Source organism: Enterococcus sp. CSURQ0835 (assembly GCF_902706605.1).
In the GTDB taxonomy this organism is placed as follows: Bacteria; Bacillota; Bacilli; order Lactobacillales; family Enterococcaceae; genus Enterococcus_A.
Genome location: NZ_CACSLH010000018.1, coordinates 1 through 11,090 on the forward strand (window position 1 = coordinate 1; position 11,090 = coordinate 11,090).

Annotated in this window: 9 protein-coding genes; all 9 read left to right on the forward strand. The window is 42.0% G+C overall.

The window, feature by feature from the left end; genetic code table 11:
* The coding region (locus tag GVJ38_RS08550) for a MucBP domain-containing protein (RefSeq protein ID WP_200849481.1) at positions 1 to 571 on the forward strand (571 nt) is incomplete at its 5' end.
* Between the two features lie 187 nt (positions 572 to 758).
* Positions 759 to 1,406, forward strand: coding sequence for a hypothetical protein (locus GVJ38_RS08555; RefSeq protein ID WP_159722739.1), 648 nt, complete (start codon positions 759 to 761; stop codon positions 1,404 to 1,406).
* A gap of 85 nt (positions 1,407 to 1,491) precedes the next feature.
* Positions 1,492 to 4,236, forward strand: coding sequence for a helicase C-terminal domain-containing protein (locus GVJ38_RS08560; RefSeq protein WP_159722740.1), 2,745 nt, complete (start codon positions 1,492 to 1,494; stop codon positions 4,234 to 4,236).
* A 100-nt stretch (positions 4,237 to 4,336) separates the two neighbouring features.
* Positions 4,337 to 4,837, forward strand: coding sequence for a cell wall elongation regulator TseB-like domain-containing protein (locus GVJ38_RS08565; protein WP_235032852.1), 501 nt, complete (start codon positions 4,337 to 4,339; stop codon positions 4,835 to 4,837).
* A gap of 17 nt (positions 4,838 to 4,854) precedes the next feature.
* Positions 4,855 to 6,045, forward strand: coding sequence for a pyridoxal phosphate-dependent aminotransferase (locus tag GVJ38_RS08570; RefSeq protein WP_159722741.1), 1,191 nt, complete (start codon positions 4,855 to 4,857; stop codon positions 6,043 to 6,045).
* A 23-nt stretch (positions 6,046 to 6,068) separates the two neighbouring features.
* Positions 6,069 to 7,367, forward strand: coding sequence for an asparagine--tRNA ligase (gene asnS, locus GVJ38_RS08575; RefSeq protein ID WP_159722742.1), 1,299 nt, complete (start codon positions 6,069 to 6,071; stop codon positions 7,365 to 7,367).
* A gap of 183 nt (positions 7,368 to 7,550) precedes the next feature.
* Positions 7,551 to 8,186: an SGNH/GDSL hydrolase family protein gene (locus GVJ38_RS08580; protein WP_159722743.1), complete on the forward strand. Its 636-nt coding sequence runs from the start codon at positions 7,551 to 7,553 to the stop codon at positions 8,184 to 8,186.
* Positions 8,187 to 8,352: 166 nt separating this feature from the next.
* Positions 8,353 to 10,413, forward strand: coding sequence for a heavy metal translocating P-type ATPase (locus GVJ38_RS08585; protein WP_159722744.1), 2,061 nt, complete (start codon positions 8,353 to 8,355; stop codon positions 10,411 to 10,413).
* Positions 10,414 to 10,631: 218 nt separating this feature from the next.
* Complete coding sequence (locus GVJ38_RS08590) at positions 10,632 to 11,072, forward strand: CopY/TcrY family copper transport repressor (RefSeq protein ID WP_159722745.1); 441 nt, start codon at positions 10,632 to 10,634, stop codon at positions 11,070 to 11,072.
* The last annotated feature ends 18 nt before the right edge of the window (positions 11,073 to 11,090 follow it).

Genomic DNA, 11,090 nt, shown 5'->3' on the forward strand with positions numbered 1-11,090 from the left:
CGCTGATCCCCAAACAGTAACGTATATTTACACGAAAGATCCAGTGCAAACAGCAAGTGTAACTGCAAGTTATCAAAATACGGAAGGTGATCCGATTGCTCCAAATGTAGTTAAGAATGGGAACGTCGGCGATCCCTATACGACCGAACAAAAAACAATTCCAGGCTACGCACTAAAAGAAATAAAAGGGGATAAGACGGGCATCTTCAAGGATAAGGCTCAAACGATAACCTATATTTACACAAAAGCAGCTGTTTTGCCTGAACCTTCTAGTCAAACGGAGCAAAGTACGATTATACGCTACCCTAATAGTTCTGGAGACATCGTTAATTTAAATCATGGCTCCAGTATACAACCAACTTCGAAGTCTCAAGCTCTTTCAATTGAAAAACCAAGTAATTCAAAAAATAAATCTCTTGGACAAATAAATTCCAATACTCCAGTAAAGTCTAATGTAAGATATCCGAAAACTGGAGAAAGTAAACGAACTTCTGAGATTCTTTCATTGATTGGATTGGGTGTGGTCATCGCTGTTGTTTCGTTTGGAAAGATTATTTTAAATAAACGATAGTAAGCGAGGGGGACGAGGTAAACAATGACAATATCAATAGACGTTAAACAGTTTGGATTACTTAAGGGAAATGTTTCGGCATTTCCCTTTTTTATAAGTTTGAAATAATTATTGAGGGAATCAATTTTTTGAATTTCTCTTTTGCTTTCATTATAATGAAGAGATGATTTTTAGAAAGGGTGAGACGATGGCGACTGCACAAAATGACTTTGACTATTATCAGCGAACCATTCAACAAATGTATGATCGTTATTACATGAAGCGAATCATACTAGGTTTAGTTGCTTTAGCTATTTTTGTTGCATATACTTTTTTTATGAAAGAGCTGCTTTTGCTAAATGGAATATTGATCCTCATTATCGCTGTAGTCACTGGCTATTGGTTCGTCCAGCGGCAAAAATTTCCGGAAGTCTATCAAGCTTTTTTAGTTGAAAACGAACCACAGCTATCCATTCAATCAGTTGAAGAAGCGGAGTATACGTATAATATTAAAACAACTGGTCAGGTGATTCGGATAGCTAAAAAGGGTGCTCGTAATTTGCCATCTCAAAATAAACAGTACACATTATTAGTCGGGTTTGCTAAAAATCAATTTGCCCGCCAGCCGCTTCAAATTGTTTATTATGATTTATTAGCGTTGACGTACGAAGAAAAGTTTCGTTTGTCACGTAATGGCTATAGTCGGTTGCCAAAATTTTTACGGCGTTTTACGTGGAGCAATCTTAAAAACAGTGCGGGAAACGCAGCAAGTCTGATTTTTGGAAATTTATTTTTACTGTTTATCTTGTATCGCTTAATTCGATATATATTAGCTTTTTTACGCATGATGTTTTAAACCAGCAGATTTGCTGGTTTTTTATTTTTAGCTAAAACATGTTAAGATGGCAGTTAGAGTGTACAGAAAAAGGAGCGTCAGCGTCATGAAGAAGACTTATGCGGTAGTAGATATCGAAACGACGGGGACTGATCCGAAAAGTGATCGGATCATTCAGTTTGGTTGTGTTTTGATCGAAGACGACGCGATCGTCTCACGGCTGTCCATCGATATCAATCCTGACCGTCAGATTCCTAATCAGATCCGCACCTTGACCGGCATTACCAATAAGCGAGTCAAAGAAGCGCCATATTTTGAAGATGTGGCTCTAACGATCTATAATTTGCTGACGGATACGGTCTTTGTTGCCCATAATATTTATTTTGATTATCCCTTCTTAAATCACGAGCTGAAACGTTGTGGTTTACCAGAACTGGAGATACCTGGCATTGACACGGTAGAATTATCTCAGATCTTTTTGCCCACGTCATTGAGCTTTCGGCTAGGATATTTAGCCCAAGAGCTGGCCTTGACTCACGAAAATCCTCATCAAGCGGACAGTGATGCGGAAGTGACTGCCCAATTATTGTTGCGGTTAAAAGACAAGATGAAACGGTTGCCGTTTGTCACCTTAGAAGCAATCGCTGCGCGCGGTGAACACTTGGCCTTTCAAACGCAAACATTTATCGAAGAAGTGTTGACTGAACTGCGCGAACAGCCGCAAGAATTGGCGCCAGAGTTACAGATCGTAAATGGGCTAGCGTTACAAAAAAAAGCAGTTCCACTATTTGAAGAAAATTATTATCAACCGGCCTATCCGCGAGCAAAAAAAAATAAAGTCAAACTATATCAAGGTCGATTAGAGTTTCGTAAAGAGCAAGCACGGTTGATGAATCTCGTGTATGATTTTTTTCAGCAATCGACCGAAAAAAATCTTTTGATCGAAGCTGCGACAGGGATCGGTAAAACGCTGGGCTATTTATTGCCAGCTTGTTTTTTTGCGACACCAGAAAAACCATTAGTCGTTAGCACCGCGTCCTTAGTTTTACAAGAACAGATCATGATCCACGATTTGCCACTTTTAAATCAGTTGATGGAGCAGCCCTTACAAGGCGTCGTATTAAAAAGTAGCCGCCACTATATCAACTTAGCGCGTTTTTATCAAACGTTGCAACGACCGGTTGAGCAAAAACAATATGCTTTTTATCAAATGGCCGTTCTCGTTTGGTTGACGGAAACGAAGACCGGCGACTTCGACGAGTTAAACCAAACGAATTACAATCATCCATTTTGGCATGATATCAGTCATTATGGCACGCAGACTTTAGTTAAAAATGATCCGTTTTATGAAGTGGATTTTATTCGCCACCGCAATGAGCAGTTGAAACAAAGCAATTTGATCGTGACCAATCACGCGTTTTTAGCCCAAGAAGATGAACGCGAGTTTCCTGAATTGCCGACCACGCCGTATTTATTGATCGATGAAGCGCATCATCTGAATCATACGTTGAGTCGTCAAAGTACGGAACTGATCGATGTGACCGCTTTTCAAAAAATGATCCAGCAGCTGACTGAAAAAGCTTGGTTTGAAACGTGGCAAGTTCTGGCTCAAAAAGATCAGCAAAGTCAACATGCGTTAGCTTTATTACAAGAGATCGCCGGAGAACTGATTGAAGATTTAACTGATTTTTATCACGTGATCAGTGATTTGCCGACAACGGAACGGATCTTAGCAAAAGACCAGTTCGATCAATTGCCGTCGACTGGAGAAGAATTACTTTCGCGCATCGAAGTGTTGTACCAAGATGCAGTGACACTTACTGAACAACTCAAACGATATTTTCAGCAACAACAAGCGCGCTTTAGTTTGGCTGAACAAGATCAGCTAGCGCATTTTTTACGATTAGCAGAACGATTAGCAGTCGACGAACGAACCTTTCATGATTTTACGAACCAATTTGCGGCACGCTATGTCCGTTTCGTTGAACCAAAAAAAATGCGGTTCGGGCTGCAAGACCTCCAAGCGGATAATTTACCTCAAACAAAATGGTATCAACGCTTTGAACGGATCTTGTACATTGGTGGCACCTTAAAAGTTGGTAGTCAGCGGGATTACTTTCCAAAACGTTGGGGGATCGAAGCTAAGCTAAAAGTGATCCAAAGTCCTTATGATTATGCCAACCAAGCGCGATTGTATGTGCCAAGTGACAGTTTAGACATCCAACATGCTCCAGCAGAACATTATGCTCATTATTTAGCTGAAGTCGTCTGTCAGCTGGCGGGTCATGAGCAGCGACCGATTTTAGTGTTGTTCACATCCCATGATATTTTGCAACGCGTCTATCAAAATGTTCGCGGACCATTGCTGCAAGAAGGCCGCGAATTATTAGCTCAAGGAGTCGGGGGCAGTCGCGAGCGATTGTTGAAACGTTTTTTACTTTCAAAAGATGGGATCTTGTTTGGTGCCGATAGTTTTTGGGAAGGCATTGATTTACCAGGTGAGATTTTACAGTTAGTGGTCGTAACGCGTTTACCATTTGAAAATCCGCAACGGCCGCTAGTTAAAGCCCGCAACCAGTATTTAGAAGCCCAAGGACTCAATCCTTTTTACCAAGATTCATTGCCTCATACGGCATTGCGTTTGCGGCAAGCACTCGGGCGTTTGATTCGCGGACCACAAGATCGAGGCGTCTTGATCTTACTAGATGCGCGCTTTTTAACCGCGAGTTACGGCAGTCGTTTGCAAAAATCGTTGCCTAAAGATTTACCGATTGAAGAAAAACCACTTCATGAGATCATACTTTCTGCCAGTGAGTTTTTACAAGCGCCACAAATGTCAGATAATTCGTGAGGGTTGCCGGCTTATTTGGTATAATGAGTGAGACACGCGGGGTGGGAAAAAGTATGTACGAGCCCGGCCAAAATTTGTTACTTTAGTGAAGGAGTCCAATGTGAGAAGAAGGTTTAGACAACGTAAGCTGAATTATTGGTTACTGTTAGCCGTGATTATTTTGCTAGGATTCATCACAGCGGCTACCATGATGTTCATCAAAGCCAGTCGTCCTATGACACAAGCGCGTGCTGAAGCGGTGAAGATCGCAAAAAAACAGGCGCATTTAAAGACGGTGGATGAATTTTATTGGTTCAATCGCGGAAAGTCTTATTTTACCGTTACAGGAAAAAATGTCGATGACAAACCGATCGTCGTGATCATTCCTAAAACAGGCGATAAACTGCGGCTGTTAAGTCAAAAAGATGGACTGACAGAAGCTGATGTCCGGCAATTAATAGCGGAAAGACAACCGCAAGAAAAAATTGAAAAGTTAGCGCTAGGGATTTACCAAAAGCAAACCGTTTGGGAAGTGACGACGAAAAATAAAAACGGAGAATTGAATTATTACCTCTTGGCTTTTTCAAATGGTAAGAAAGTCAAGACGATCAAAAATTTATAATGGTAGGTGTAGTAAGTATGAAATTAGCAAAAAGAGCAGCTGAATTAGAGCCGTCAGTTACTTTAGCTGCGGCCGCTAAAGCTAAAGCATTAAAAGCAGCTGGTTTAGATGTGATCAGTTTAACGGTGGGGGAGCCGGATTTTACGACACCAGATAATATCGAGCAAGCTGCGATTGCTGCCATCAAAAGTGGAGAAGTGAGTTTTTACACTCCCTCAGGTGGAACGCCGGCCTTAAAATCAGCGATCATTCAAGCAACTAAAGAAACGTATGGCTTCACTGTTGCAGCCGAAAATGTCATGGTGGGTACCGGTGCAAAGTTTGCATTATATGCATTGTTCCAAGCGATCATCGATGAAGGGGATGAGGTCATCATTCCAACGCCTTATTGGGTGAGCTATGGTGAACAAGTAAAACTTGCGCAAGGGACACCGGTCTTTGTGGCTGCGACGCACGAAAACGATTATAAGGTCACAGTCGACCAATTGGAAGCCGCTCGGACAGACTATACGAAAGCAATTATCATCAATTCGCCATCTAACCCGACTGGTATGATTTATACCGAGGCTGAATTGCGCGCGATCGGTGAGTGGGCAGTGGCCCATGAGCTATTGATCGTGGCAGATGATATTTATGATCATTTAGTTTATAACGGAAATGTCGCTCATCACATCGCGTCTCTTTCAGATGCGATCAGACAACAGACCGTCATCATCAATGGGGTGTCTAAGACGTACTCGATGACGGGCTGGCGAATCGGTTATGCGATCGGTGATAAAAAAATCATCGCGGCGATGACATCGATCGCCTCGCAATCAACTAGTAATCCCACAGCCGTCAGTCAAATTGCGGCCATCGAAGCATTGACTGGTGAGCAAGCGACTGTCGAAACGATGCGTCAAGCATTTGAAAAACGATTGAATACGATCTATGAAGAAGTCGCGGCATTGCCTGGTTTCAAATTAGCAAAACCGCAAGGCGCTTTTTATTTGTTCCCGAACATCAAAGAAGCTATGGATTTAGGTGGCTACACTAATGTGACGACTTGGGTCAATGATTTGTTGGAACAAGAACAAGTCGCATTAGTTACTGGAGAAGGGTTTGGCGCGCCAGAAAATGTTCGGCTCAGCTATTCTTCTAGTCTTGAAGATTTGGAAGAAGCGGTGATCCGCATTCGGCGCTTTATTGAAAAGAGTCAAAAAAATTAGTTTTTAAGATAGGAGAGACACTTGTGAAACAGATTCAAATCATCGACGCCAAAGATCATGTTGGCGAAACAGTCAAAATCGGCGCTTGGGTTGCCAATAAACGTTCTAGCGGAAAAATTTCCTTTTTACAATTACGCGATGGGACAGCTTATTTCCAAGCCGTTGTGGTAAAAAGCGAAGTTCCCGCAGAAGTATTTGAACTTGCAAAAGAAGTCCACCAAGAAACTTCTATTTGGGTGACCGGGGAGATCCGAGAAGATGCGCGTTCAAAATTCGGTTATGAACTAGGTGTGCAAAGTATCGAGGTCGTTGGGGAAAGCCATGACTATCCTATCACACCTAAAGAGCACGGCGTCGACTTTTTGATGGATCACCGCCATTTATGGTTGCGTTCATCACAACAACACGCCATCATGTTGATCCGCAATGAAATCATTCGAGCAACGTATGAATTTTTCAATGACAATGGCTTTGTTAAAATCGATCCACCGATCTTGACGGGTTCAGCACCTGAAGGAACGACGGATTTGTTTGAGACTAATTACTTTGACCAAAAAGCGTACCTCTCTCAAAGTGGTCAATTGTATATGGAAGCCGCAGCCATGGCCTTTGGAAAAGTTTTTTCATTTGGTCCGACCTTCCGTGCGGAAAAATCAAAAACTCGCCGGCACCTGATTGAATTTTGGATGATCGAACCCGAAATGGCGTTCATGCACCAAGAAGAAAGTTTGGAGGTCCAAGAACAATATGTGGCTTACTTAGTCCAAAGTGTCTTAGATCATTGTGATTACGCGTTAGATACTTTAGGTCGTGATAAAGAATTGTTGAAGAAATATACGCAACTACCTTATCCACGAATTTCTTACGATGATGCGATCGAATTATTGAAGAAAAATAATTTTGACGATATCGAATGGGGAGATGATTTTGGTTCACCACATGAGACGTTTATCGCAAATTCATTTGATCGTCCCGTTTTCATTTTGAATTATCCGAAAGCGATCAAACCATTTTACATGAAGCCACATCCAACACGAGACGACGTCGTGATTTGTGCTGATTTGATCGCGCCAGAAGGTTATGGTGAGATCATCGGCGGCTCAGAACGGGCGACTGACTACGAATATTTATTGGAACAAATCAAAGCAGCTGGCTTAGATGAGGAAGAATATTCTTGGTACCTTGATTTGCGGAAATATGGTAGCGTGCCACATGCTGGGTTTGGACTAGGACTAGAACGGACGATCACATTTATTACGGGGATCGAACATGTGCGAGAAGCCATTCCATTCCCACGTTTGTTAAACCGGATCTATCCATAAGTAAATTCAAAAAATCCGATCTGATAATTTGTCAGGTTGGATTTTTTTTGCAATCAAAGCGAGCTGACTTGCTAAAAATATCAAAGCAGTTAGCAAACTTTTGGTTCGAGCAAGTGAGTATGTCATAATAAAAGAGAGGTGAAGCAGATGGGGATTTTTTCGTGGTTTAAAAGGAGGGAGACGATGCGAATTTTATTTATTGGTGACAGCATCACGGATGTGGGGCGTACGCAAACAAAATATGGAGCACTTGGTCATGGCTACCCACTTTTGATCAGTGGAGCTTTGACGAAAGACTATCCCACCGAAGCGATCGAATTTTTTAATCGCGGTATCAGCGGCAATCAAGTCAGCGATCTGAAAGCGCGTTTTGAAACCGATTGCTTAGCTTTAAATCCTGATGTCGTTTCGATCTTGATCGGGATCAATGACACGTGGCACACAGTTGGGACTAAACAATTTGGAACGCCAGTTGCTGCTGAAAAATTTGAAGCCGACTATCGAGAGATCTTGAACCAGTTAAAGCAAGCGCGGGTGAAAAAAATTATTTTACTCGAGCCTTTCGTATTACCGTATCCAGCTGATCGTAAGACGTGGCGCTGCGATCTTGATCCAAAAATCCAGATCGTACGCAAGTTAGCGTTGGAGTTTGATACCTTGTTCGTACCACTGGACGGAATATTTAATCAGTTAGGTATTCGCTATGGCTTTGACAAATTTACTTTAGACGGTGTACATCCCACACCTGCTGGTCATCAAGTGATCGCCGAGCAATGGTTGGCGGCAGCATCTAGTGAGTGGCTATTCGAATCAAGTTAATATCTTTAAATAATAATTGAAAGCGACTTTTTGAGCTAATCGCAAATAAAAAATTATTTGCAGTTAGAATGAAAAAGCTTTCTTTTTTAGTTGACACATGAACATATATTCATATATAATATAAATGAAGAAACATTCATGTGTTAATTTGAAAGAAGGGACTGTCATGGAAAAAATTTATCATTTAGCAGGACTGGACTGTGCGAATTGCGCAGCAAAAATTGAGCGGAATATTCAACAGATCAAAGGGGTCAAATCTGCGCGAGTCGATTTTATGACGACAAAGTTAACGATCGAAGCAGAAGAAAAAGAAATGGACCACGTGTGTGCGGAAGCGAAAAAAATTGTTCATAAACTCGAGCCGGATGTTGAACTACAAACAGAAGTGATCCCGAAAAGCGAAGGCTTAGATCGCAAAAAAATCGTTCAGATCGGTGCAGCACTTTTAGCGCTGTTGTTCTTAACCGTTTTTAAGTCAGCGTCGCTGTGGGAAATAGTAGCGTATGTAGTCGTTTATCTTTGGATCGGTTTTGATGTCTTGAAGACAGCGATCCTCAATTTATTTCATGGTGAGTGGTTTGATGAAAACTTTTTGATGGCACTAGCTACAGTCGGAGCTTTTGCGATCGGGCAATACCCAGAAGCGGTGGCAGTCATGTTGTTTTATCAGATCGGAGAATTTTTTCAAGACTATGCGGTCCAACGTTCGAAAAAATCGATCACTTCATTGTTGGCGATTCGACCTGATTCAGCTAATCTTTTAGTGGATGGAGCGGTTCGCGTCGTTTCTCCAGACTCAATTCGCGTAGGTGATGAGATCGTCGTAGCTCCCGGAGAAAAAGTTCCTTTAGATGGTTTGATCGTAAACGGCAATTCTTTAGTGGATACATCTGCATTGACAGGAGAATCCGTCCCTCGCAGTGTTCAAGCAGGTGAAGAGATTTTGAGTGGTTTTATCAATCAAAGTGGTCGCTTGGTGATCAAAGTCGAAAAAGTTTTTGGTGAATCAACAGTCAGCAAGATTTTAGATTTAGTGGAAAATGCCAGCAGCAAAAAAGCGCCAGCAGAAAATTTTATCACGACGTTTGCGCGCTATTATACACCGATCGTTGTGGCTTTAGCAGCTGCTTTAGCAATCATCCCACCACTTGTGACGAGTCAGCCATTTTATGATTGGTTGTATCGGGCACTAACATTTTTAGTGATCTCATGTCCGTGCGCGCTCGTGATTTCAGTTCCATTAAGTTTTTTTGGTGGGATCGGTGGTGCAAGTAAAGCTGGGATTTTGATCAAGGGGAGTAACTACATTGAAACGTTGGCTAAAATCAAAACGGTGGTCTTTGATAAAACCGGCACGTTGACTAAAGGTGTCTTTGCTGTCCAAAAAATTGAAACCTCATTGGAACAAGCTAAGTTTTTACACTTAGTCGCAAGCTTGGAACAACATTCCAATCATCCAATCGCGCAATCGATTGTTGCCGCGTATGGCAAAACTTTAGCGCCCGTTAGTGATCTGCAAGAGCAAGCGGGTTACGGAGTGAGCGGTGTAGTTGAGGGGCAGCAAGTCGTCGCTGGAAATGCTAAATTACTAACAAGCCGTCAGATTCCATTTGAACCAGTTACCGCGTTAGGAACGATCATTTATGTCGCGATCGATGAAACATATGCGGGCTACTTAGTGATCGCAGACGAATTGAAGGCCAATGTCAAAGAAACTCTGACGGCGTTGAAACAATCAGGGATCGAACAGACGATCATGTTGACCGGAGATAATGAAGTGATCGCTAAAACGATCAGTGATAAAATCGGAATCGATCAAGTGTATAGTGAATTATTACCAGCTGATAAAGTCAAACATCTAGAAGAACAATTAGCGTTGGATAAAAAAGTAGCGTTTGTCGGAGACGGTATGAATGATGCGCCTGTTTTAGCTCGAGCTGACCTTGGGATTGCAATGGGCGGATTAGGTAGTGACGCTGCGATCGAAGCTGCGGACGTGGTGATCATGGATGATCAGCCAGAAAAAATCCCGCTAGCCATTCAAATCGCGCGAAAGACGATGCGGATCGTAAAACAAAACATCGTCTTTGCGATTGGAATCAAAATTTTTGTGTTAGCGTTAGGCGCATTAGGATTTGCTTCGATGGCTGCCGCTGTATTTGCTGATGTAGGCGTGACAGTGCTAGCTGTTTTGAATGCAATGCGGTGTTTGAAAGTTAAAAGTTAAAAATATAGTTGTAAGCAGTGGCTGATTAATTTAGCTGCTGCTTTTTTTGCGAAAAAGCGCACACAATAAATTCTTAAACATTTATTTTATCGTCCATTTCACAATTCTAAAAAACATTTTTTATTTTTTTGAGGATATCGCTTGACCTTTTCCGATTACAAATGTAAACTCTGTTTGTAAGTTGATCTACAAATGTAATCACAAAGGGGGCGAATAATATGCCAACAATGACGCCAGTGAAGATCAGTGACTCAGAGTGGGAGATCATGCGAGTGATTTGGACGAAGCAAGCGGTGACCGCTCAAGAGATCATTGAGATTTTAAAACCAGCGATCGATTGGAAACCGGCCACGATCAAAACGTTATTAGGTCGTCTAGTTAAAAAAGAAGCGATCTACCCTGAACAAGCTGGGAAAAAATATATTTACCATCCTGCGATCTCAGAAGATGAAAGTGTTCGCAGTGCGACAGAAAATTTGTTTTCGCATATTTGTGCGAAGCGGATCGGCAAGACGATCGCCGAATTGATCGACGAGGCGGAGTTGACTGCTGAAGATGTCGAATTGATCAAGGAGCGTTTAGAACAAAAAGTATCCGTGGCTGAGATAAAATGTAATTGTATCCCAGGACAATGTGAATGTTCCCACCACCAACTATAAATTAGCGATCAATATATG

Bases quoted from the DNA above. Each gene is read 5' to 3' on its own strand.
- GVJ38_RS08585 (WP_159722744.1), top strand. From the start codon at position 8,353: ATGGAAAAAATTTATCATTTAGCAGGACTGGACTGTGCGAATTGCGCA.
- GVJ38_RS08580 (WP_159722743.1), top strand. From the start codon at position 7,551: ATGCGAATTTTATTTATTGGTGACAGCATCACGGATGTGGGGCGTACG.
- GVJ38_RS08560 (WP_159722740.1), top strand. From the start codon at position 1,492: ATGAAGAAGACTTATGCGGTAGTAGATATCGAAACGACGGGGACTGAT.
- GVJ38_RS08555 (WP_159722739.1), top strand. From the start codon at position 759: ATGGCGACTGCACAAAATGACTTTGACTATTATCAGCGAACCATTCAA.
- GVJ38_RS08590 (WP_159722745.1), top strand. From the start codon at position 10,632: ATGCCAACAATGACGCCAGTGAAGATCAGTGACTCAGAGTGGGAGATC.
- GVJ38_RS08570 (WP_159722741.1), top strand. From the start codon at position 4,855: ATGAAATTAGCAAAAAGAGCAGCTGAATTAGAGCCGTCAGTTACTTTA.